General features: G+C 69.5%; 20 protein-coding genes. 6 read left to right on the plus strand and 14 right to left on the minus strand.

All coding sequences use genetic code 11. The features are described 5' to 3' along the window. From NB3_RS28210 to NB3_RS28240, 7 genes are all read right to left on the minus strand, one after another. Positions 1 to 627, minus strand: a 627-nt coding sequence (locus NB3_RS28210) for an AMP-binding protein (RefSeq protein ID WP_157112056.1), incomplete at its 3' end; no start/stop codon positions are given. Positions 628 to 679: 52 nt separating this feature from the next. Then, on the minus strand, positions 680 to 2,308 hold the full coding sequence (locus NB3_RS28215; RefSeq protein WP_067809543.1) for a monocarboxylic acid transporter: 1,629 nt from the start codon (positions 2,306 to 2,308) through the stop codon (positions 680 to 682). A 5-nt stretch (positions 2,309 to 2,313) separates the two neighbouring features. Continuing rightward, positions 2,314 to 2,670 (minus strand): DUF485 domain-containing protein, encoded by a 357-nt coding sequence (locus NB3_RS28220; RefSeq protein WP_067809425.1) that lies wholly within the window; start codon positions 2,668 to 2,670, stop codon positions 2,314 to 2,316. 161 nt (positions 2,671 to 2,831) lie between these two features. Beyond that, the gene (locus tag NB3_RS28225) at positions 2,832 to 4,586 is read right to left on the minus strand and encodes a sodium/solute symporter (protein ID WP_067809428.1); all 1,755 of its coding nucleotides are present in this window, start codon (positions 4,584 to 4,586) and stop codon (positions 2,832 to 2,834) included. A gap of 355 nt (positions 4,587 to 4,941) precedes the next feature. Further along, complete coding sequence (locus NB3_RS28230; protein ID WP_244892122.1) at positions 4,942 to 5,307, minus strand: hypothetical protein; 366 nt, start codon at positions 5,305 to 5,307, stop codon at positions 4,942 to 4,944. Beyond that, positions 5,304 to 6,101: a LytR/AlgR family response regulator transcription factor gene (locus NB3_RS28235; protein ID WP_084823747.1), complete on the minus strand. Its 798-nt coding sequence runs from the start codon at positions 6,099 to 6,101 to the stop codon at positions 5,304 to 5,306. The genes NB3_RS28230 and NB3_RS28235 overlap by 4 nt, the downstream gene beginning before the upstream one ends. A gap of 86 nt (positions 6,102 to 6,187) precedes the next feature. Then, entirely contained in the window at positions 6,188 to 7,378 is a 1,191-nt protein-coding gene (locus NB3_RS28240; RefSeq protein ID WP_067809548.1) for a sensor histidine kinase, read from the minus strand. 253 nt (positions 7,379 to 7,631) lie between these two features. Here NB3_RS28240 and dnaE point away from each other — a divergent pair, with 253 nt between their 5' ends. Next, on the plus strand, positions 7,632 to 11,180 hold the full coding sequence (gene dnaE / locus NB3_RS28245) for a DNA polymerase III subunit alpha (protein WP_084823748.1): 3,549 nt from the start codon (positions 7,632 to 7,634) through the stop codon (positions 11,178 to 11,180). Between the two features lie 262 nt (positions 11,181 to 11,442). On the opposite strand, the gene NB3_RS28250 is transcribed toward dnaE, so the two are convergent. Next, positions 11,443 to 11,766: a rhodanese-like domain-containing protein gene (locus NB3_RS28250; RefSeq protein ID WP_067809430.1), complete on the minus strand. Its 324-nt coding sequence runs from the start codon at positions 11,764 to 11,766 to the stop codon at positions 11,443 to 11,445. Between the two features lie 82 nt (positions 11,767 to 11,848). Here NB3_RS28250 and NB3_RS28255 point away from each other — a divergent pair, with 82 nt between their 5' ends. After that, complete coding sequence (locus NB3_RS28255; protein WP_067809432.1) at positions 11,849 to 12,310, plus strand: MarR family winged helix-turn-helix transcriptional regulator; 462 nt, start codon at positions 11,849 to 11,851, stop codon at positions 12,308 to 12,310. Between the two features lie 327 nt (positions 12,311 to 12,637). On the opposite strand, the gene NB3_RS28260 is transcribed toward NB3_RS28255, so the two are convergent. The 3 genes from NB3_RS28260 to NB3_RS28270 all read right to left on the minus strand — a co-directional run bounded on the left by NB3_RS28260 (position 12,638) and on the right by NB3_RS28270 (position 16,079). Then, entirely contained in the window at positions 12,638 to 13,807 is a 1,170-nt protein-coding gene (locus tag NB3_RS28260) for an epoxide hydrolase family protein (protein ID WP_067809434.1), read from the minus strand. A 433-nt stretch (positions 13,808 to 14,240) separates the two neighbouring features. Continuing rightward, a complete protein-coding gene (locus tag NB3_RS28265; RefSeq protein WP_067809436.1) occupies positions 14,241 to 15,437 on the minus strand; it encodes a Cmx/CmrA family chloramphenicol efflux MFS transporter in 1,197 nt (398 codons plus the stop codon). A 69-nt stretch (positions 15,438 to 15,506) separates the two neighbouring features. Then, complete coding sequence (locus tag NB3_RS28270) at positions 15,507 to 16,079, minus strand: TetR/AcrR family transcriptional regulator (RefSeq protein WP_067809438.1); 573 nt, start codon at positions 16,077 to 16,079, stop codon at positions 15,507 to 15,509. Positions 16,080 to 16,227: 148 nt separating this feature from the next. On the opposite strand from NB3_RS28270, the gene NB3_RS28275 reads away from it, so the two are divergent. Further along, a complete protein-coding gene (locus tag NB3_RS28275; protein WP_067809441.1) occupies positions 16,228 to 16,629 on the plus strand; it encodes a PPC domain-containing protein in 402 nt (133 codons plus the stop codon). A gap of 3 nt (positions 16,630 to 16,632) precedes the next feature. On the opposite strand, the gene NB3_RS28280 is transcribed toward NB3_RS28275, so the two are convergent. Further along, complete coding sequence (locus tag NB3_RS28280) at positions 16,633 to 17,250, minus strand: class I SAM-dependent methyltransferase (protein ID WP_067809442.1); 618 nt, start codon at positions 17,248 to 17,250, stop codon at positions 16,633 to 16,635. Between the two features lie 257 nt (positions 17,251 to 17,507). On the opposite strand from NB3_RS28280, the gene treZ reads away from it, so the two are divergent. Together treZ and NB3_RS28290 are read left to right on the plus strand one after the other, a co-directional pair. Beyond that, on the plus strand, positions 17,508 to 19,247 hold the full coding sequence (gene treZ / locus NB3_RS28285; RefSeq protein WP_067809444.1) for a malto-oligosyltrehalose trehalohydrolase: 1,740 nt from the start codon (positions 17,508 to 17,510) through the stop codon (positions 19,245 to 19,247). 113 nt (positions 19,248 to 19,360) lie between these two features. After that, positions 19,361 to 20,611 (plus strand): serine hydrolase domain-containing protein, encoded by a 1,251-nt coding sequence (locus NB3_RS28290; RefSeq protein WP_067809446.1) that lies wholly within the window; start codon positions 19,361 to 19,363, stop codon positions 20,609 to 20,611. 16 nt (positions 20,612 to 20,627) lie between these two features. On the opposite strand, the gene ilvA is transcribed toward NB3_RS28290, so the two are convergent. Together ilvA and NB3_RS28300 are read right to left on the minus strand one after the other, a co-directional pair. Then, positions 20,628 to 21,983 (minus strand): threonine ammonia-lyase IlvA, encoded by a 1,356-nt coding sequence (gene ilvA / locus NB3_RS28295; RefSeq protein WP_067809447.1) that lies wholly within the window; start codon positions 21,981 to 21,983, stop codon positions 20,628 to 20,630. A 75-nt stretch (positions 21,984 to 22,058) separates the two neighbouring features. Continuing rightward, complete coding sequence (locus NB3_RS28300; RefSeq protein ID WP_067809449.1) at positions 22,059 to 22,493, minus strand: nitroreductase family deazaflavin-dependent oxidoreductase; 435 nt, start codon at positions 22,491 to 22,493, stop codon at positions 22,059 to 22,061. Between the two features lie 88 nt (positions 22,494 to 22,581). Here NB3_RS28300 and NB3_RS28305 point away from each other — a divergent pair, with 88 nt between their 5' ends. Beyond that, a complete protein-coding gene (locus NB3_RS28305) occupies positions 22,582 to 22,815 on the plus strand; it encodes a hypothetical protein (protein WP_067809450.1) in 234 nt (77 codons plus the stop codon). Positions 22,816 to 22,883 lie beyond the last annotated feature (68 nt).

A 22,883-nucleotide genomic window follows, 5' to 3' on the forward strand; every position in this document is an offset into this window, starting at 1 on the left:
CTCTTCTCCCAGCGCCTCGTCCACCCCGGCCTTGAGCGGCGCCGCCGCCCCGCGCCGCCACTGTCCGTCGGTCGTGATCACCAGGCGGGCGCCGGCGTCGTCCACCCGTTGGCGCAGCGCGGTGGGGGAGAACCCGGCGAAGACGACGGAATGGGTGAGCCCGAGGCGGGCGCAGGCGAGCATGGACACGATCGCTTCGGGCACCATCGGCATGTAGATCGCCACCCGGTCACCCGCGATCAGGCCCAGGTCGGTGAGCGCGTTGGCGGCGCGGGAGACCTCGTCGAGCAGTTCGCGGTAGGTGATGGCGCGGGAGTCGCCGGGTTCGCCTTCCCAGTGGATGGCGACCTGGTCGCCGTGGCCGTCCAGGACGTGGCGGTCCACGCAGTTGTAGGCGACGTTGAGTTTGCCGCCGACGAACCACTTCGCCACCGGCGCCGCACTCCAATCCAGCACCTGGGTGAACGGTTCGTGCCAGTGCAGCCTGCGGGCCTGCTCGGCCCAGAACTCCAGCCGATCCGATCGTGCCCGGTCGTACAGCGCCTCGCTCGCGTTCGCCTGGGCGGCGAACTCCGCGGTGGGCGGGTAGGCGGTGGTGTCGCGGTCATCGGTGGTTGCGCTGGTCACGCGAGGATCTCCTAACGAAAGAACAAGGGGGACGAAGAATGCCGGGCGGTGCTCAGTGCACCACCGCCTTTTCCGCGCCGACGCCGGTGAGCGAGCGAACCTCCATCTCCGCGGCCTTGGCCGGGTCCTCGGACCGTCCGCCGACGAAGGTGCCGATGATGCCGAGCACGAACGCCAAGGGGATGGAGACGATGCCAGGGTTGGACAGCGGGAACCAGTCGAAATCCGAGCCGGGCAGCATGGCGGTCTTGCTGCCGGACACCGCGGGGGAGAACACGATCAGCACGATCGTCGAGATCAGACCGCCGTACATGCTCCACAGCGCGCCCGTGGTGTTGAACCGCCGCCAGAACAGCGAGTACAGGATGGTCGGCAGGTTCGCCGATGCCGCGACCGCGAACGCCAGCGCCACCAGGAAGGCGACGTTCTGCCCGTTGGCCAGGATGCCCAGCGCGATGGCGAGCACGCCGATCACCACAGCGGTGATCCGGGAGACCCGTACCTGTTCGCGCTCACCGGCTTTCCCGCGCTTGATGACGTTGGCGTAGATGTCGTGGGCGAACGACGCCGACGCCGTGATGGTCAGGCCCGCGACCACCGCGAGGATGGTGGCGAAGGCGACCGCGGAGATCACGCCGAGCAGCACCACGCCGCCGAGTTCGAAGGCCAGCAGCGGCGCCGCCGAGTTCTGCCCGCCCGCGGCCGCGAGGATGCGATCCGGCCCCACGATCGCCGCGGCACCGTAGCCGAGGACCAGGGTGAACAGGTAGAACGCGCCGATCAGGCCGATCGCCCAGACCACCGAGCGCCGCGCCTCTTTGGCGGTGGGCACGGTGTAGAAGCGCATCAGCACGTGCGGCAGGCCGGCGGTGCCGAGCACCAAGGCCAAGCCGAGCGACAGGAAGTTGAGCTTCGAGGTCTCGCTGCCGCCGTACTGCGCGCCGGGGGCGAGCACGTCGCGGGCCGCGACGGCCTTGTTCGCCGAACCGGAGACCGCTTCCTGCGCGGAGCCGAGGATTTCGGAGAAGTCGAAACCGAACTTGGCGAACACCATGACGGTCATCAGCGCCGCGCCGACGATCAGCAGCACCGCCTTGATGATCTGCACCCACGTGGTGCCCTTCATGCCGCCGACCAGCACGTACACGATCATCAGCACGCCGACGACGGCGATCACGACGGATTGCCCGGTCTTGTCGGTGACATCCAGCAGCAGCGCCACCAGCCCGCCGGCGCCCGCCATCTGCGCGAGCAGGTAGAACAGCGACACCGTCAGCGTGGACAGCGCGGCGGCGGTGCGCACCGGGCCTTCCTTCAGCCGGAAGCTCAGCACGTCGGCCATGGTGAATTTGCCGGTGTTGCGCAGCATTTCGGCGACCAGCAGCAGCGCGACCAGCCACGCGACCAGGAATCCGATGGAGTAGAGGAATCCGTCGTAGCCGTAGACGGCGATGGCGCCCGCGATGCCGAGGAAGCTCGCGGCCGAGAGGTAGTCACCCGCGATGGCGACGCCGTTCTGCGGGCCGGAGAAGCCGCGCCCGCCGGTGAAGTAGTCGGCGGCGGTGGCGTTGTTCCGGCTGGCCCGGATCACCACGATCATCGTGAAGACGACGAAGACGCCGAAGATGGCGATATTGGCGACCGGGTTGCCGACCGTCGCCGCCGCGGCGTGAATGTGCACGGTGTTCACGCTCGGTCTCCCTCGAGGTAGCCGCGGATGGCCGCCGCGCGCGGATCCAGTTCCCGGTTGGCGAACCGGACGTAGAGCGCGGTGATGGCGAAGGTGGATACGAACTGGCCCAGCCCGAGCAGCAATCCGACGTTGATCTCGCCGAACACCGGGCGGCTCATGAAGTCGTGGGCGTACGCGCCGAGCAGCACATAACCGAGGTACCAGAGCAGGAACAACGCGGTCATCGGAAATACGAAGCGGCGCAGCCGATTTCGCAGATCCTGGAATTGGGGGCTCGCCTGGACTTCGGCGAATTCTGCTGCGCTCGGCGCTCGCCGCGGTGCGGTGTCGTCGAGTTCGGTACTGGTCATGATGGTCCTACCAAGTGACGTGGCTTACTTCTCGAGGACGGTAAGCCAGACATGCGGGCCGCCAGTAGGCTGTGGTGTGGGTCACTCCGCGAAGGTGGCCGAATCTGCGGTGAACGGTCGATCCGGCGCGACGAACGGTCAGGTGGCGCGAGGGCGCTCGCTCACTCCGAACGCAGGCTGCGTTCGCGGTCCGCGCCCATGCCCAAGCGCTCCGGCGCGTGCATCCGGACGAAGATCCGGCTCACCGTCCTAGTGCCGAGGCCGCGGGTGCGCGAGCTCACCAGCACCATGGTGGCGAACGCCAGCGGCACGCTGATCGCCGCCGGATAGCTCAGCAGCGCGGCGGGCCAGCCGCCCGCCACTTCGCCGGAGAAGCCGCCGGTGACCGAGACGGCGGTCGCCGCGCCCGCCGCCAGTCCGCCCGCGACGAGTCCGGCCGCCGCGCCCGCCGCGGTCAGTCCACGCCACCAGATGCCGAGCACCAGCAGCGGGCACAGCGTGGAGGCGGCCACCGCGAAGGCCAGGCCGACGGTGCGCGACAGGTCCAGCGACACCACCGTCAGCGACAACGCCAGCGGGACGGAGCTCGCGACCAGCGCGGCCGTGCGGAAGTCGCGGATGCGCCCGCGCAGCATGTCGGTGCTGAGCACGCCCGCGATGCTCACCAGCAGTCCGGACGAGGTGGACAGGAACGCGGCGATCGCTCCCGCCGCGGCCAGCGCCGCGAGCAGCTGCCCCGGCAGGCCCGCGACTACCGCCCCGGGTAGCAGCACCACCGCGGCGTCGGAGGTTCCGGTGATCAGCAATTGCGGCACGTACAGCCGGGCGAAAACGCCCAGCAGCACGGGGAACAGGTAGAACAGCCCGACCAGGCCGATCACCGCGAGCGCCGTCGTGCGCGCGGCCCGTCCGTCGGGGTTGGTGTAGAAGCGCACCAGCACGTGCGGCAGGCCCATCGTGCCGAGAAAGGTCGCCAGGATCAGCGAATAGACCTGGTAGGCGGGATGCGGTCCGCCCAGGCCGCCGCCCGGCGCCAGCCAGCCCGCGCCGTCGGCGGGGGCGCCCGCCACCACCGGCACCGCGGACCCCGCCTCGAGCACCAAGCGCGTCCCGGCCGCCAGTTCGTGCGTGCCGGGCGCCAGCGGCACCTGCCCGTCGACGGCGCGCTCGTCGAGCGTTCCGGTGATCGCGACCTGCTGCGGCGCGTTGACCCGGACCACCACGTCGGTGGTCACGTCGACGGTCGTGCGTTCGGACACCACCGGCGGGGCGGGCGCGCCCAGTTCCCGCTCGTCGGCGAGAAAATGCCCGAGCAACACCAGCGCGGGGAGCGCGACCGCCGTCAGCTTCAACCAGTACTGGAACGCTTGGACCAGCGTGATCGAGCGCATCCCACCGCCGACCACGTTGGCGATCACGATCGCGCCCACCGCCACCGCGCCCACCCAGTCCGGCACCCCGAGCAGGATGTGCAGCGTGAGACCCGCACCCTGGAACTGCGGGATCAGGTACACCGCGCAGATGAGCACCACGACGGTGGCCGCCAGCCTGCGCAGACGCACCGAACCCAAACGAAATTCGGCGAAGTCGGGCACCGTGTACGCGCCGGAGCGGCGCAGCGGGGCGGCGACGAACAGCAGCAGCGCCAGGTACCCGGCGGTGAACCCGACCGGGTACCACAGCGCGTCCGCGCCGTACTTCGCGATCAACCCGGCGACGCCGAGAAACGAAGCGGCCGAAAGGTATTCACCGGAGATCGCGGCGGCGTTCCAGCGCGGCCCCACACTGCGCGACGCGACGAGGAAATCGGAGGTGGTGCGCGCGAGCCGCACGCCGTACGCGCCGATCGCGACGGTCGCCAGCGCGGCGAGGATCAGCGCCGCCACCGTCAGCGTGGTCGCCGTGCCGGAGGTCATCGCGTACCTCCGGGAAGGTCGGCGCGGCATCCCGCCGGTGCTCGGTCGGGGCGAGGGAATCCTGTTCGTTGCGTTCGGACAGGCCCCCATGTGTCCGGCTCGGCAGAGAGTTCCACCAGCGTTGACGCGAGGGCGGAGGCCGAAGTCGCCGGAGGGTACGGATGGGCACGCGCCGCGGCGGTGCCGGCGAAGCCGGTCTGACTGCGGCGCGCGAGTCCGCCCGGTCGTATCCCGGTCGCGGACGCGCCGCGCGCGGTCGCAGCGCAGGTGCGCCGATACGCCGAGTGGTGAACCCGGCCTATCTCGCTGCTGCCGGAGGGCATCCACACGGACGGGATTCGGAGGGAGCGCACGATCAGTCCTCGGCCAGTTCGAGGAAATCCTGTTCGTTGCGTTCGGCCAAGCGCACGTAGGTGCGGCCGATCAGGAACAGCAGCGGGTAGACGGCGCCGCCGAGCACCAGCCAGGGCAGCCGGATGCCGAGCATCGTGATCGATCCGATCGGACCGGCGCGGAACAGCACGGGCAGCGCGCACAGCAGCGCGATGGTCACCAGGCCCACGCGCAGCGCGAGCCCGAGCTGGGCGCGGATCAGGCCGCCGATGAGCGCCTCGCCGAACTCGGTCTGCTCGGCGACCTCGACCCTCGTGCGGACCCGCCGCGCGCCGCGTCGCTCGGACAGCACCACGCGCTCGCGCGTCGGACGCTGCGGCGTGGTCACTGATTGCCCCACTGTTGCCGGGGCCGGTGCACCAGCCGCTGCTTCAGCTCACGTACCTGTCTTCGGCTGACCGGCAGTTCGACCGCTCGCGCGTCGCCCTCGGCCCGCAGGCACACGACGGTGCCGGAACCCACCGTGCGCAGCCCGGTGACCATCCGCAGCGCCACCAGATACGAGCGGTGCACCCGCAGGAAGCCCGCGTCGTGCCAGCGAGCTTCCAACGCCGACAACGGGATGCGTACCAGATGTGATCCCCCGCTGGTGTGCAGCCGCGCGTAGTCCCCGTCGGCCTCCACCCAGCTCACGCTGGACCTCGGCACCAGCGTCGTCATCCCGCCCAGTTCCACCGGGATGACCTCGCTCGGATCGGTGCGCTCGTCGGCGGCGGGCTGGTGCGGCGCGCTGCTGGCGGCGGCGATCCGCCGCACCGCCTCGGCGAGCCGCGCTTCGCGCAGCGGCTTGAGCAGGTAATCGACCGCGCCCAGGTCGAACGCCGCGATGGCCCGGTCGTCGTGGGCGGTCACGAAGACCACGGCGGGCGGATTGGCGAACTCGGACAGGATGCCCGCCAGCTCCATGCCGTCCAGGCCGGGCATGTTGATGTCCAGGAAGACCGCGTCCACCGGGTGGGCGCGCAACACCCGCAGCGCGCTGGTGGCGTCGCCCGCCGCGTGGATCTCCCCGATCTCGGCCCGCGCGCGCAGCAGATACACCAGCTCGTCCAGAGCGGGTTTCTCGTCGTCCACGGCGAGCACGCGCAGCGCGCCCGCCGGTTTGCCGGTAACGCGGGTCACAATCGCTCCATCGTAAGGGTCCCGCGCCGGGCCATGACCGGGTGTCGTCGGCACGCGTTGTCCCCCGCAAACTTCGCACGCCGGCCCTAGGGCCGGATGCCAGCGCGGAATTTCGGGACACGCAGGCTGACTTTCGTGCCCGCGCCCGGCGCGGTCTCCACGACCAGGCCGTAGTCGTCGCCGAAGGCCGCGCGCAACCGGTCGTCGACGTTCGCGAGACCGACGTGCGCCGCCTCCCCGGAGCCCGCCGGGCTGGTCTCGACGGCGTCCAGCGCGCCGGAGCGCAGGAGGTCGGGGTCCATGCCGACGCCGTCGTCCTCGACGCTGATCACGCAGTCGGTGCCCGCGTCGGTGGCGACGATGCTCACGGTGCCGCCGTGGGCGGTGCCCGCGAGCCCGTGCCGCACCGCGTTCTCCACCAGGGGCTGGAGCGCGAGGAAGGGGAGCACCACGCCGAGCACCTCGGGCGCGATCCGCAACCGCACCTGGAGGGCGTCGCCGAAGCGGGCGCGTTCCAGCGCGAGATAGCGCTCGATATTGCGCAACTCGTCCGACAGCACGGTGTACTCGCCCGCGGCGCGGAAGGAATACCGGGTGAAGTCGGCGAACTCGAGGATCAGCTCGCGGGCCCGCGCGGGATCGGTGCGCACGAAGGAAGCGATGGTGTTCAGCGCGTTGTAGATGAAATGCGGGCTGATCTGCGCCCGCAGCGCGCGCACCTCGGCCCGGTCCAGACGGGCCCGCGACGCGTCCAGTTCGGCCAATTCGAGCTGGCCGCAGGCGTACCGCGCCACCTCGGCGACCGCGCCGAGCCGGCCGGGCCCCGGCTGTCCGGTGCTCACGACGCCCAGCACACCGGCGACGCCGTTGGATTCGACCAGCAACGGTTGCGCGATCAGGGTGCGCCCGGCGTGCTCCCCGCGTCCGGGTCCGGCGACGAGCACGGGACGCTGGCCCGCGACGGCGCGCTCGGCGGCTTCGCCGAAATACTCGGCCAGTTCGGCGTGCGGCCCGTCCCAGGCGAGCACCGTGCCGTCGGCATCGGCCAGCGCGAGCGCCTCCGCGCCGGTGAGCGCGCGCAGATGCGGCGCCGCTTCCCGCGCCGAATCCTCGGTCAGCCCGCGCCGCAGCGGCACCGCGGCCAGCGACGCGGTGTGCAGCGCCGAATGCACCGCCCGCTCGGCGGGGGTGGTCACCACCCTGCGGGTGCGCGACCAGATCAGCAACGCACCGGCGAGTAGGGCCGCCGCGACCACGACGGCGAGCGCGGTGGTCATGGCGGGCATCCGCGCGGGGACTTCATGGGCCGATTATCGCGGGGGCGCGCTCGTGCGGCATGGTGGCGGGCCGATCCCGACACGCGCGGAAATCAGACGCTCATGCGGCGAGTCGACAGGACGCGCCGGTGATCTTCCCCACCGACACGCCGGAGGCCCGGGCGGCGCCCGCGCGCCGGTCAAAAGCAGTCGGTGCGCCCGCCTAGAATCGGTCCAGCCAACCCCCGTCGAGACCTTGGGAGGAAGGACCGTCTTGGCCGCCTCGTCCGGATCGTTCGTCCATCTGCACAACCACACCGAGTACTCCATGCTCGATGGTGCGGCCAAGATCTCGCCACTGTTCGCGGAGGCGAAACGGCTGGGGATGAACGCGGTCGGGATGACCGACCACGGCAACATGTACGGCGCGTCGGAGTTCTACAACTCGGCCAAGAAGCACGACATCAAGCCGATCATCGGCATCGAGGCATACATCGCGCCGGGCTCCCGGTTCGACACCAAGCGCGTGCAGTGGGGCGATCCGAGCCAGAAGGGCGACGATGTCTCCGGCTCCGGCGCCTACACGCACATGACGATGGTCGCCGAGAACGCGACCGGCCTGCGCAATCTGTTCAAACTCTCCTCGCTGGCCTCCATCGAAGGCCAGCTCGGCAAGTGGGCGCGTATGGACGCGGAGATCATCGCCCAGTACGCCGAGGGCATCATCGCCACGACCGGCTGCCCCTCCGGCGAGGTGCAGACCCGCCTGCGCCTGGGCCACGACCGCGAGGCGCTGGAGGCCGCCGCCAAGTGGCAGGAGATCTTCGGCAAGGACAATTTCTTCCTCGAGGTGATGGACCACGGCCTGTCCATCGAGCGCCGGGTCCGCGAGGGACTGCTGAACATCGGCAAGCAACTGGGCATTCCGGCGCTGGCCACCAACGACTGCCATTACGTCACCAAGGATCAGTCCGCCAACCACGAGGCGCTGCTGTGCGTGCAGACCGGCAAGACGCTGTCGGACCCCACGCGGTTCAAGTTCGACGGTGACGGCTACTACCTGAAGTCGGCCGAGGAGATGCGCGCGCTCTGGGACGCCGAGGTGCCCGGCGCGTGCGACAACACGGTGCTGATCGGCGAGCGGGTCCAGTCCTACGACGACGTGTGGGCCTTCAAGGACCGCATGCCGGTCTTCCCGGTGCCCGAGGGCGAGGACCAGGACTCCTGGCTGCGCAAAGAGGTCGATCGCGGCTTGGCGCGCCGGTTCCCCGGCGGGGTGCCCGAGGAGTACTACACCCGCGCCTACTTCGAACTCGACGTCATCAAGCAGAAGGGCTTCCCCGCCTACTTCCTCGTCGTCGGCGACCTCGTCAAGCACGCGCGGGAAGTCGGCATCCGGGTCGGCCCCGGCCGTGGTTCGGCGGCCGGTTCGCTGGTGGCCTACGCGCTCGGCATCACCAATATCGACCCGCTGCCGCACGGCCTGCTGTTCGAGCGGTTCCTCAACCCGGAGCGCCCGTCCGCGCCGGATATCGATATCGACTTCGACGATCGCCGTCGCGGTGAGATGGTCCGCTACGCCACCGAGAAATGGGGAACCGACCGGGTCGCCCAGGTGATCACGTTCGGCACGATTAAAACCAAAGCCGCGATCAAGGACTCCGCGCGCGTCCAGTTCGGCCAGCCCGGTTTCGCCATCGCCGACCAGATCTCCAAGGCCCTGCCGCCGCCGATCATGGCCAAGGACATCCCGCTGTCGGGCATCATGGACCCCGATCACGAGCGGTACAAGGAAGCAGCCGAGGTCCGCGAGCTCATCGGCAGCAACCCCGACGTGGCCAAGATCTACGAGACCGCGCGCGGCCTCGAGGGCCTGATCCGCAATGCCGGTGTGCACGCCTGCGCGGTGATCATGTCCTCCGAGCCCTTGATGGACGCGATCCCGGTGTGGAAGCGTCCCCAGGACGGGGCGATCATCACCGGCTGGGACTACCCGTCCTGCGAGGCCATCGGTCTGCTGAAGATGGACTTCCTCGGCCTGCGCAACCTCACCGTCATCGGTGACGCGCTGGACAACATCAAGGCCAACCGCGGCATCGATCTCGACATGGACAACCTGCCGCTGGACGACCCGGCCACCTACGAATTGCTTTCGCGCGGTGACACTCTGGGTGTCTTCCAGCTCGACGGCGGCCCCATGCGCGACCTGCTGCGCCGCATGCAGCCCACCGGCTTCAACGACATCGTCGCCGTGCTCGCGCTGTACCGGCCCGGCCCGATGGGCATGAACGCGCACAACGACTACGCCGACCGCAAGAACGGGCGGCAGCCGATCAAGCCGATCCACCCCGAGCTCGAGGAACCGCTCAAGGACATCCTCGCCGAGACCTACGGTCTGATCGTCTACCAAGAGCAGATCATGTTCATCGCGCAGAAGGTCGCCTCCTACTCCATGGGCAAGGCCGACGCGCTGCGCAAAGCCATGGGTAAGAAGAAGCTCGAGGTGCTGGAGGCCGAGTACAAGGGCTTCCACGAGGGCATGACCAACAACGGCTTCTCCGAAGGCGCGGTGAAGGCCCTGTGGGACACCATCCTTCCGTTCGCCGGTTACGCGTTCAACAAGTCGCACGCCGCCGGCTACGGCCTCGTCTCGTTCTGGACCGCCTACCTCAAGGCCAACTACCCGGCCGAATACATGGCGGGCCTGCTCACCTCCGTCGGTGACGACAAGGACAAGGCCGCGGTCTACCTGTCCGACTGCCGCCGCCTCGGCATCACCGTGCTGCCGCCGGACGTCAACGAGTCCGAGCAGAACTTCGCCTCGGTCGGCAAGGACATCCGTTTCGGTCTGGGCGCGGTGCGCAACGTCGGCGCGAACGTGGTCGCCTCGATCATCCAGGCGCGTAAGGAGAAGTCGAAGTTCACGGACTTCTCCGACTACCTGAACAAGATCGATGCGATCGCGGCGAGCAAGAAGGTCACCGAATCGCTGATCAAGGCGGGCGGTTTCGACTCGCTCGGCCATCCGCGCAAGGGCCTGATGCTGATCCACTCCGACGCCATCGATGCTGTGATGGCGACCAAGAAGGCCGAGGCGATGGGTCAGTTCGACCTGTTCGGCGGCTTGGACGCGGACGAGTCGGTGACCTCGGTGTTCAACGTGAAGGTACCCGACGAGGAATGGGAGTCCAAGCACCGGCTCGCGCTGGAGCGGGAGATGCTGGGCCTGTACGTGTCCGGGCATCCGCTCAACGGTGTGGAGCATGTGCTGGCCGCGCAGGCCGACACGCAGATCCCGGCCATCCTGGAAGGCGACATCAAGGACGGCACCCAGGTGACCGTCGGCGGCATCCTGGCCTCGGTGAACCGGCGGATCAACAAAAACGGCCTGGCCTGGGCCTCCGCTCAGCTGGAAGACCTCACCGGTGGCATCGAGGTGCTGTTCTTCCCGCAGGCGTACTCGGTGTACGGGATGGACGTCGTCGAGGACGCCGTGGTGCTGGTCAAGGCCCGCGTCTCGGTCCGCGACGACCGGATCTCGCTGATCGCCAACGACCTCGCCGTGCCCGACCTGTCGGCGGTGGGCGTGGCGAAGCCCCTCGCGGTCACCATCACCACCCGCATGTGCACCCCGGACAAGATCGGCGAACTCAAACGGGTCTTGTCCAGGCACCCCGGCACCTCCGACGTCCACATCCGCCACGTCGGCGCCCGGGACAAGACCACGCTGCTGAAACTCGATGAACGCCTGCGCGTCTCACCGTCCTCGGCCCTGATGGGCGACCTGAAGGCGCTGCTCGGCCCGGGCTGCCTGGCGAGCTGACCGGCGGCGATCAACAGGGCGCGCTAGCGGGCGCACCCGTGGTCGCGGCACAACCGCACGGCGCGGCGGGCGCAAGCGATGGTCAGCGGCCAGCGGAGGTCCACGGGAGGGTGACGGCCTTCGTCGTCGTGATCGGGTGAGCGCAAGCTCGTCATGCTGTGGGTTGCGGTGATCGGTCACCGGTGAGCGGTGAGTCAAGCTCGCCGAGCTGTACGTGCCCGGCGGACGGACAGGCTCCGCCCGCCGGGCACTCCGTCGTGCGTCAGCTCTCCACCGCAAGCCCGGCTTCGGTCCAATCCTGGATGCCCTCTCGGTACTTCCGGACATTGGTGTAGCCGAGAGCTTCCAGCTTGGTCGCCACGTGCTGGCTGTTGGAGCACGCGGCATTCGAGCAATAGGTCACGATCGCGGCGTCCTTCGCCGGAAGCAGTTGCGGCGCTTTCGTTTCCACATCGGCTTCCACCAGGTTGAGCGCGCCGGGAAGATGCGCCTTGGCGTAGTACTCGGCGCCGAGCGCGTCGATGACGGTCACCGAACCCGCTGCGATCTGTTCGGCGAGTTCCTGGCGAGTGATCAGTTCGGTCATGGCAGCCTCCTCAGGCGCTAATTTATGTGCGTGCGCACGCTATTATATGTGTGCGTGTGCACGCAACCGCTATGCTGAGTTCGTGCCGAAATCCGCGAACCGTTCCGATCCGGCCGTCCGTGCGTGGTCGGCACTGCTCCAAGTGCACGCCAAACTGGTGCCGGAGCTGGACGCGGAACTCCGTCGCGCCACCGCGCTGCCACTGACCTGGTACGACGTACTCCTGGAACTCGACGGACCGCAGGAGCTGCGGGTGAGCGACCTCGGCGAACGAGTCGTGCTCAGCCGCACCCGGGTGAGTCGCCTGGTCGGCGAACTGGAGTCGCACGGCTTGGTGCGGCGGGAGCCCAATCCGGACGACGGGCGTTCGGCGTTCGTGAGCATCACCGAGGCCGGTCGGCGGCGGCTGCGGGAGGCCGCTCCGCACTACCTGGCCGGAATCGAACGCCGGTTCAGCGGCCTCGACCCGGACGAACTCGAAGCTCTGGCCGGGACGCTGCGCAAGGCGCTGGGCCCCGCCGGCTTACCCGACCCGAAGCGCTAGCGATCTGGTCGGCACGTCCAGCGCCCCGGTGCCGAAACCATGCCGCCGGGCGCGCCGCCTCGGGCGCCGGGGACGTGCTCACCGGTCCAGGGTGACGATCGCGGCTTCGAGGCGCCGCTCGGTATCCGAGCCCTGGGGTCGCATGCTCGAGACGATCTGGGCGAGGCCGAGACGTCGACGTATTCCGAGTCCGGTAGCTTCCAGTCGTGCGGTGATGCCGGATAGGTGTACCCGGCCATCAGGTTGGTTGCACTCGGCTGATGGTCGGATTGACCGCCGGGTATAGCGCACTCGTCCCCGCTGACGGTGACGCTCCTCCGTGATCGGTCACCGTTGAGCGGCGAGGCAAGCGCGGCGTGCGGCGCGAGCTTCGGCGACGAACAGCTCTGGTTGTTCCCATGCGGCGAAATGACCGCCGCGTGGGGGCTGTCCCCAGTGCACGATGTTGGTGAAGCGCTTGGACGCCCAGCGATATGACGGGCGGGGCACCTCGGCGGGGAACACGCTGGCGGCGGTCGGCACGGTGATCTGGTCGCCGACCGCGGTGGTGAACCACTCGGTGACTTCGTCGATGCTCTCCCAGTAGAGGCGAGTGGAGGAGGCGCCGGTCGCGGTCAGCCAGTAGAGCGTCACGTTGTCCAATACCTGGTCGCGGGTCAAGACGGTGTCGAGGTCACCCCCGTGGTCGCACCAAGTCCAGACCTTCTCCACGATCCACGCACACAGCGCGGCCGGTGAGTCCAGCAACCCATAACCGAGAGTTTGCGGGCGCGTGGCGTGTACCGCTGAATAAGCGGATCCGGTGCGATTGCGTTCCTCGAGGTCGGCGAGGGCTCGCCGTTCGGCCTCGGTGAGGCGTGCCTCGGTGCGCTCGGGGGCGGCCAGGGGTGGGACGAGGTGCAGGCCGAGCAACCTGTGCGGCTGCTGCAAGGCGATGCTGGTGGAGATGCTGGTGCCCCAGTCGCTGCCGGCGGCGATGAATCTCTCGTAGCCGAGCCGGGTCATCAACTCGGCCCAGGCGCGTGCGATGCGGTGGATGCCCCAGCCCGGCTCGGTGGGCCGACCACTGAAACCGTAGCCCGGCAGGGACGGCACGACGATGTGGAACGCGTCGGCCGGATCGCCGCCGTGCGCCGCCGGGTCACTGAGTGGGCCGAGGACTCGCTCGAACTCCAGGAACGAGCCCGGCCAGCCGTGCGTGAGGACGAGCGGGACGGCCTCCGGATTCGGAGAACGCACGTGGAGCGCGTGTATCGGCACGCCGTCGATTTCGGTGCTGATCTGCGGAATCCGGTTCAGCCGCGCTTCGGTGGCCGGCCAATCGTATTCGTCGGCCCAGTACCGGCACAGCTCGCGCAGATACGCCAGCGGCACCCCTTGGGACCAGTCCGCGACCGGTTCACGTTCCGGCCACCGGGTGCGAAGGAGCCGCTCGCGTAGGTCACGCAGATCAGCATCGTCGATAGCGATCCGGTAGGGACGAACGCGGTCGTTCATGGTCGTTCTCTCTGCTCTGCCGGTTGAACGGTTTTCACGGGCGGGCCGGGCACAGTTCCTGCCGAGTAACGGAGTTCGATCCCCACACCTCCAGTCCGGAATCCGCAGCGGCTCACTCCGTACGAACTCGCCGGTATGGAACCGGCGTCCGTCCATTGTCCAGCTGCTCCCGGCAGCGCGGTCCGGCTCCTCGGTCAGGAGCGTTCCACCCATGCGGCGGTGTGGACCGGGACGCGCTGTTCGGGCCGAGTCGCGCGCGGTCAGGAGTCGAGCCACTGCTCGATGGGGGCGAGATTCGTGGCGGAGATGTCTTCGCCGCTGGCGTTCGTGACGAGGAGTTCGACCGCCGGGCCTGATCGGGGATTCCATGCCGAAAACAGCGGCCCTGCAACCGAACTGCTCGTCCGGCCAGGGCCGCTGCCTCTGCGAGGGTCTATCCCACGTCGGCCAGTGCCGGGGCGGGCATGTCGACCGAGGCCCGCTCCGCCTCCTTACGGTGCAGGACGTGACTGCCCGCGACGACGGCGAGGGCGGCCACGCCGAGAACCACTCCGAACCAGGCGACCGCCGCGTAGCCGAGGCCCGCGCCGATGGCCAGGCCGCCGAGCCACGGACCTGCGGTGATGCCGACGTTGAATGCGGAGATGTTCGTGGCTCCGGCCAACGTGGGCGCGTCGCCCGCCAGAGTGAAGACCCGGCTGTTCAAGGTCGGGTTGATGCCGAAGCCGAACGCGCCCAACAGGAACGACAGCACGACGACGGGCACGGTGTGTTCCATCGTGACCGCGAGCAGCGCCGAGGTGAGCACGCCGCCGGTGATGCCGACGTACAGGCTGGTGAGCGGGTGATCGTCGGCGGTGCGCCCACCGACGACGATGCCGAGGAACGCGCCGAGCCCGTAGACGCCGAGCACCACCGGGATCCAGCCGTCCGCCAGTCCGGTGGTGCGGGACAGCAGCGCGCCGAGGTAGGCGAAGGTGACCATCAGTGCGGCGATGGACAGCGCGGTGGTGGCGTAGGACAGCCACAGCGCGGGACGCAGCATCGTGCGCAGTTCGGTGCGCAGGCGCAGCGGCGCGTCGGTGCGTCCGCCGGGGATCTTCGCCAGCACGCCGATGGCCGCGACCGCCGACAGCAGCGCGACCGCCCAGAACGCCGCGCGCCAGCCCAGCTGCTGTCCGATCACGGTGCCCGCGGGCAGTCCGATGATGATGGCCAAGGTGAGCCCGCCCGCGACGATGCTCATCGCCTTGCCGCGCGCGGTGGGCGGGACGAGACCGATCGCCGTCGTCGCGGCCACCGCCCAGAATCCGGCGTAGACGAACGCGCCGACCACCCGCGTCGCGAACAGCACCCAGTAGTCGGAGGTCAGCGCCCCGACGACGTGGGAGCCGACGAACACGGCGAGGAAGGCCAGCAGCGCGGTGCGCCGCGGCCAGCGCAGCGTCGCCACCGCCAGCACCGGCGCGCCCACCAGCATGCCCATCGCGAAGCCCGAGATGAGCAGGCCCGCGCGCGGCACGGAGACGCCCAGGTCCCCGGCCATCTCGGTGAGCAGGCCCGCGAGCATCAGCTCCGAGGTGCCCTGGGCGAAGATCGACAGACCCAGGACATAGATCGCCACGGGCATCGGTACCTCCTTGTTTTGTACTGATCTATCCAAAATGAGGGCGCGGCAGAGCCGTCGCCGGATGTGGTCTCAGAGAGCGTCGAGCGCGGTGGACGCGATGGCCGCGAGCGTTTCGCGGTCCGCGCCGCCGCGTGCGGCCACCCGCATGCCCCCGATCGTCGCGATCACGAAGTGCGCCAAAGCGACCGGGTTCTTGTCCGGTGTGATCTCGCCCGCGCGTTTCGCCGCCTCGAACACGTCGGTCAGCGCGGCGAGGCGTCGCTCCTGGTCGGCGGCGAGCACGGCGGCCAATTCGGGATCGCGCGGGGCCAGTTCGATCGTCGAATTGACCACGAGACAACCGAGGGGGTCCTCTTCGGGGGCCTCGACGATCTGCCACAGCAGGGCGCGGATCTTGGCGCGCGCGTCCGTCTCGCTGTCGAGCAGGTCGAACGTCGCGGCGTTCTTGGTCGTCATATAGCGGCGCAGTGCGCGGCCGAACAGGTCCCGCTTGCTGGTGAAGGTGTTGTAGATGCTGCTGCGGCCCAGACCGGTCGCGGCGCAGAGGTCTTCGGTCGAGGTCCCCTCGTACCCCGCGCGCCAGAACGCGTGCATCGCCGCGTCCACCGCGCGGTCCTCGTCGAAGGATCTGGGTCGTGGCATGGGTTCACGGTAGCACAGTTTTGAATAGATCGTTCCAATATGGTCGGCGGCTCGCGGAGTGCCGAGGTCCAAGCGGCTGTTAAGCGTCCGATAGGCGGGGTCGCGCAGAATTCCGGGCAAGTCGTCCACTCAGGAAACGAGGATCACCATGCAAGCCATCCTGCGCACCCTGCGCCTGCTCGTGCTCGGCGTGACGCTGTTCGTGCCCGCGTTCGCCGTCGCGACGGTCGGGGCGGGCGCGGCGAACGCGGGCTCGGTCTACGAGATCAAGTTCGCGCCCGGAAGCGATCGCACGTCGATCGACGGAGCGGTCGTCCGTGGCGACGCCGACACCTACGCGTTCGAGGCGCGGGCCGGGCAGACCTTGACCCTGGAGCTCACCTCGATCGAGGACAACGCGCGGTTCTCCACCACCGGCCCGGACGGAAGCGTGTTGTGCCTGGAGGAAACTCGGAGCCGGATCACCCTGCCGCAGAGCGGCTACTACGCCATCTCGGTAGAGCCGAGCCGCGGCAACGCGACCTACACCTTGTCGGTGCGCATCGTCTGAGCCTCAGGGCGACACCGCGACGCCGAGCGTCTGGGCGACCAGGAAGCGGGGAGCGTGTTCCCCGTAGAACTGCTCGGCGTCGCGGATCTGGAAACCGGCGTCTGCCACCAGGCCGCGGATATCGCGGTTCAGGTGGCAGCCGCCGAACAGTCGTTTCTGGACCGGGTTCAGCCGGTTCTGCCAGGTCCGTACGTTCTCGTCCGGCGCGAGTCCGTGTTCGACGAAATGCAGGGTGCCGCCGGGGACGAGCACCCGGCGCATCTCGGCGAGCGCGGCGTCGATGTCGGGGATGGTGCACATCGTCCAGGTCGACAGCGCGCAGTCGAAGGAGTCGTCCGGGAAGGGCAGCGCCTGCCCGTCCAACCCGGCCCGCTCGACCGGCACGGTGGCGGCGGCCAGGCGTTCGCGAGCCAGTCGCCAGCCGAGATCGGCTGGCTCGACCGCATGCACCTTCTCGACCCCCGCCGGGTAGAACGGCACGTTCAATCCCGAACCGAAACCGATCTCCACGACGCGCCCGTGCAGCCCGGCGCACGTCCGCTCACGCAGCGGCTTCAAGTCCCGCAGTCCGCAGGCCACGTTGACGATCCGGGGGACCACGTGCTCCGTATAGACGCCCACCCCTCCACTCTTGCAGGCATGACCCGTTCGGACCAGGGGCACCACCATTCGCCCAGTGGGTTCTGCGCTCGGCCGACCCTGGACATACTGGCGCCGCGCGTGCCGCGTGCGCCGTGGTCGTCTGCGTGTCGCGCTTGTCGTACCCCGGCGCGGACCGAGTGAAGCGACTTGGCCCGTTGCCGTGAAGTCGGGACTGCTGCCCGCGAGGTCTGCGTCCGTATCCGGCGCAGCGGGCGTGCCCGTGGGATGCTGGCGCGGTGACTGTGTTCGAGGTGTGGGCACCGCGGCCGGAGTCGGTGCGGCTGGATCTGGAGGGTGTCGTCCATTCGATGACGCGGTCGCCGCACGGGTGGTGGCGCGCCGACGTGCCCGCCGCCAACGGCGCCCGATACGGCTTTCTGCTCGACGACGACCCGACCGTGCTGCCCGATCCCCGCTCACCGCGCCAGCCCGACGGCGTGCACGCCCGCTCGGCGCTGCACACCCTCGATCCGGCCGGATGGACAGATGCGGCGTGGACCGGGCGGCCACTCGCCGGGGCGGTCTACTACGAACTGCACATCGGGACCTTCACCCCGGAAGGCACCTTCGACGCGGCGATCGAACGGCTCGACCACCTGGTCGAGCTCGGCGTCACCGTGGTCGAAGTGATGCCGGTGAACGCCTTCGACGGCCCGCACAACTGGGGCTACGACGGCGTGCTCTGGTACGCGGTGCAGGAGAGCTACGGCGGGCCGGACGGCTTGCAGCGCTTCGTGAACGCCTGCCACGCCCGCGGGCTCGCGGTCTGCCTGGACGTCGTCTACAACCATCTCGGCCCGTCCGGCAACTACCTGCCGCGCTTCGCGCCCTACCTGACCGAGGGGCGCAACACCTGGGGGCAGAGCCTCAATCTGGACGGCCCGCAGTCCGATCACGTGCGCGGGTACATCATCGACAACGCGCTGCGCTGGCTGCGCGATTTCCACATCGACGCGCTGCGCCTGGACGCGGTGCACGCCCTGGTCGACCGCACGGCCACGCATCTGCTGGCCGAGCTGGCCGTGGCGACCGAGCGCCTGGCCGCCCACGTGCGCAGGCCGCTGACGCTCATCGCGGAGAGCGATCTCAACGATCCGAAACTGATCACCCCGCGCGCGGCCGGCGGTTACGGCCTGACCGGGCAGTGGAACGACGACCTGCACCACGCCGTGCACACCGCCGTCTCCGGCGAACGGCAGGGCTATTACGCCGACTTCGGCTCCCTGCGCTGCCTGGCCCGCACCTTGAAGCACGGGTTCTTCCACGCCGCAACGTATTCGAGTTTCCGTGGCCGCACCCACGGCCGCCCGATCGATCGCGGCCTGGTTCCTGGCAGCGCCCTGCTGGCCTACACCTGCGATCACGACCAGATCGGCAACCGGGCGCTCGGCGACCGCCCGAGCGCCTACCTGACCGACGGCCAGCTCGCGATCAAAGCCGCCCTGGTGCTGTGCGGGCCGTTCACGCCGATGCTGTTCATGGGCGAGGAGTGGGGCGCGCGCACGCCGTTCCAGTTCTTCACCTCGCACACCGACCCGGATGTCGCCGCCGCCACCGCGTCCGGGCGCAAGAAGGAGTTCGCCGCGCACGGCTGGCCCGAGGGCGAGGTGCCGGACCCGCAGGACGTGAAGACGTTCCTGCGCTCCAAACTCGACTGGACCGAAGCCGACGAGCCGGGCCACGCGCGGCTGCTGTCCTGCTACCGCGCCCTGCTCGCCCTGCGCCGCGACCGCGCGGAGCTCAGCGATCCCTGGCTGACCCATGTTTCGGTGGACTACGACGAGGCGGCGCGCTGGATCGTCGTGCACCGGGGCGCCCTGGCCCTGGTGTGCAACCTCGGCGAGGACCAGGTGGCGGTGCCGATCGCGGGCCTGCCGCTGCTGTCCTGGGAGTCCCCGACGGTCGGGCCTTCCGCCACAACCGTTCCCGGCCACTCCTTCACCCTGCTGGACACCGCGCCGCCCGGCCCGCGCTGAGCGCGTGGAACCCCAGCTCGGAGCGGGCTTTCTGGCGGGCGGCGGGTAACGGGCGTACAACTGTCCGAGACAGGCGCTTTGCCGGAATCGTCCGATGCCATTACCGTGGAGAGATGAGCAACGTCGCTTCCGGGGATCTCGCGGTTCTTCCCCCGGGGATGGGTGGCAGCGCCGCCGCCGAATTCGCACCGTTCGTGCGCGCTTTCGCACGGGCGTTCGGCACTCGCCGGGGTGCGGGCGCGGCGTTCACGCTGCACCGGCACGGAGAACCGCTGGTGGACATCTGGGTCGGCTCCGGTGGCGACGTTCCGTGGACCAGGGACACCGGCACGATCATCTTCTCGGCCACCAAGGGGATCGCGGCCACCGTCGTGCATCGTCTCGCCGACCGCGGGTTGCTCGACTATTCCGCCCCCGTCGCGGAGTACTGGCCGGAGTTCGCCGCCAACGGCAAGCACAAGATCACCATTCGCCATCTGCTGACCCACCGCGCCGGCCTGTCCGCGCTGGCCCCGATCGCCACCGGCGGCCTGGCCGACGTGCTCGACCACGAGCTCATGGAACAGCGCCTCGCCGCCGCGAAACCCGACCGGCTGCTCGGCGTTCCCACCTACCACGCGCTCACCTTCGGCTGGCTGGTCGGCGGGTTGACGCGCGCGATCACCGGCACCAGCCTGGGCGAGCTGATCCGCACCGAGGTCGCCGAGCCGCTCGGCATCGAAGGACTGCATCTGGGCAAGCCGCCCGCCGGTTCGCCGATCACCTACGCCCCGCTGGCAGGCACCCAGCTGAGCATGCTCGGAAAGCCGCTCGGCGCCGCGGTGATAGGCCGTAGCCACCGGATTCCCGGCGCGCTCGGCGCGGCCACCCGCTGCCTGTTCCTGCCCGGCCTGGAATCCATTCTGGAAGGCGCGAGCCCGCCGATCCTGGACACCGAACTCGGCGCGGGCAACGGCGTGGCCACCGCGCCAGCGCTGGCCACGATGTACGGCGCGCTCGCGGGCGACGGCACCGTGGCCGACCGCAGGTACCTCGGCCGCCACACCATGAAGGCGCTGCGCCGGATCGAGACCTACCAGCCCGATCGCGCGCTGTTCTACCTGCCGATGATGTGGCGTCTGGGCTACCACTCGCTGCCGATGCCGGGCGCGCACGCCGGGTTCGGGCACATCGGCCTCGGCGGTTCCTTCGGCTGGGCCGAACCCAGGCTCGGCCTTTCGGTCGGCTTCGTGCACAACCGCCTGTCCGCCGCGCAGCTCAGCTACGACCAGTCGGCGGCGTTCTGGCTGCTGCCGCTCATGCTGAACTGCCTGCGCGCCTCCCGGCGCCGGATACCGGCGGCGCAGACGCCCAAGGCCGCCTGACCGCCGGAAGCCGGGCTCAGGTCAGGTAGCGGTAGGCCGGTGAGTCGGGTTCGAGGCGCTCGCACTGGATCGGGGAGTGGTGCATCCGCTCCAGCAGCGGCGCCAGCCCGTCCGGCGCGCCGAGTTCGATGCCGACCAGCGCCGCGCCGGTCTCCCGGTTGTTGCGCTTGACGTACTCGAACAGCGTGATGTCGTCTTCCGGACCGAGCACCTCGTTGAGGAAACGGCGCAGCGCGCCCGGTTCCTGCGGAAAGTCGACCAGGAAGTAGTGCTTGAGCCCGCTGTGCACGAGCGAGCGTTCGATGATCTCGCCGTAGCGGGAGACGTCGTTGTTGCCGCCCGACACCAGGCACACCACCGTCGATCCCGGATCGACGGTGATCTCCGCGAGCGCCGTCGTGGTGAGCGCGCCCGCGGGCTCGGCGATGATGCCCTCGTTCTGATACAGGTCGAGCATGGTCGTGCAGATCGCGCCCTCGTCGACCTGCATCATCTGGAAAGCGCCCGCGCCCCTGGGGGATTCGGTGATGGTCAGCAACGGCAGCGAGGCGTGCGACACCACGCGCCCGCCGAATCCGGACACCGCCGCGTAGGGCACGGCGCCCACCCGGCGCACCGCGGCGCCGTCCACGAACGGATCGATCTCCGGCAGCGTGACCGGACCGCCCGCTACCAGGGCCGCGGTCATCGAGGCCGCGCCCGCGGGCTCCACGCCGAGGATGGCGGTGCGCGGGGAGCGCGCGCGCAGGTAGGTGCCGATGCCGGCCAGGCAGCCGCCGCCGCCGACGGGCACGATCACCAGATCGGGCGTGGCAGGCAGCTGCTCCAGGATCTCCGCCGCGATGGTGCCCTGACCGGCGGCGGTGCGGGTGTCGTCGAACGGCGGCACCATGGTCGCGCCGGTGCGCTCCACGTCGGCGGCGGCGGCCGCGGCGGCGGCGTCGTAGGTCTCGCCGACCGCGATCAGCTCGACGAACTCCCCGCCGTGCACCCGGATGCGATCGCGTTTCTGTTTCGGCGTCGTGGTCGGCACGTAGATGCGGCCCTTGATCCCCATCGCCTGGCAGGCGAACGCGACGCCCTGCGCGTGGTTGCCCGCGCTGGCCGCGACCACGCCCGCGGCGCGTTCCGCCTCGGTCAGCTGGACCACCAGGTTGTAGGCGCCGCGCAGCTTGTAGGAGCGGACCGCGCTGAGATCTTCGCGCTTCAGATAGACGTTCGCCCCGGTCAGTTTGGACAGCCGTTCACTGCGCTGCAGCGGGGTCGGATCAATGACGTCGGCAATTCGCTTGGCGGCAGCATCGATCTCGTCGGCGGTGAGCGCGGGACGGGAAGCGGACAGTGCGTCGAGGACATCAAGCGGATTGGACACCCCGAATATGCTGCCACCCGCCGCGGCGGCGAGCTGCGGCGGGTGGCGGTGACACGCGGGCTACCTGCGCGGAAGCTACCTGGGGGTGAGCACGAAGACGGGGATCTGCCGATCGGTCTTGGTCTGGTAGTTCGCGTAATCCGGCCACACCTCGACCGCGCGCTCCCACCAGCGCGCCTTCTCCTCGCCGAAGACCTCGCGCGCGGTGTAGTCCTTGACGACCGTGCCGTCGCGCAGTTCGACGTGCGGTTCGGCCTTGATGTTGTGGTACCAGACGGGATGCTTCGGCGCGCCGCCCAGCGAGGCCACCACGGCGTACTCGCCGTCGTGCTCCACCCGCATCAGCGGGGTCTTGCGCAGCTTGCCGGTCTTCGCGCCCTTGGTGGTGAGCAGGATGATCGGCACGCCTTGCAGGGTCGCGCCCTCGGTGCCCCCGGAGTTCTCGTACTTCTCGGCCTGCTCGCGGGCCCAGTCGGAGGTGCTCGGTTCGTATTCACCTGTCAGTGGCATGTCTGCGGCAACACCGCGGCGACTACGTGTGTTCCCGGCGACAAAAAGTTCGCTGGCCCGAACTTCGAATTCCGACTACCCTGAGGAGATGGCGGTCGTTCACTCCTCGGCACGCGGCGCCACGATCGACATCGCGGGCAGCGCGTGGCCGGTATACAAGCTCGACGCACTGGTCGTCGGCCTGGTGACCTGCCTCGTCCTGGCCCTGATCACCGGATCGCTCCAGATCGCGGTACTGGTCGCGGCGGCGCTCGGTGCGGCGCGGTGGCTGATCGGCATGGCCGTCGCGGGTAGCGGCGCGCGGCCCGGCGGCACTTCATAGCTCCCGCATTAACGCTTTTCCTCCCCACGCGATGAATTCGAGTAGTCGAGTACGCGGGTTTCGGTGGG

The sequence above is a fragment of the Nocardia beijingensis NBRC 16342 genome (assembly GCF_001612785.1).
Classification (GTDB): Bacteria; Actinomycetota; Actinomycetes; order Mycobacteriales; family Mycobacteriaceae; genus Nocardia; species Nocardia beijingensis.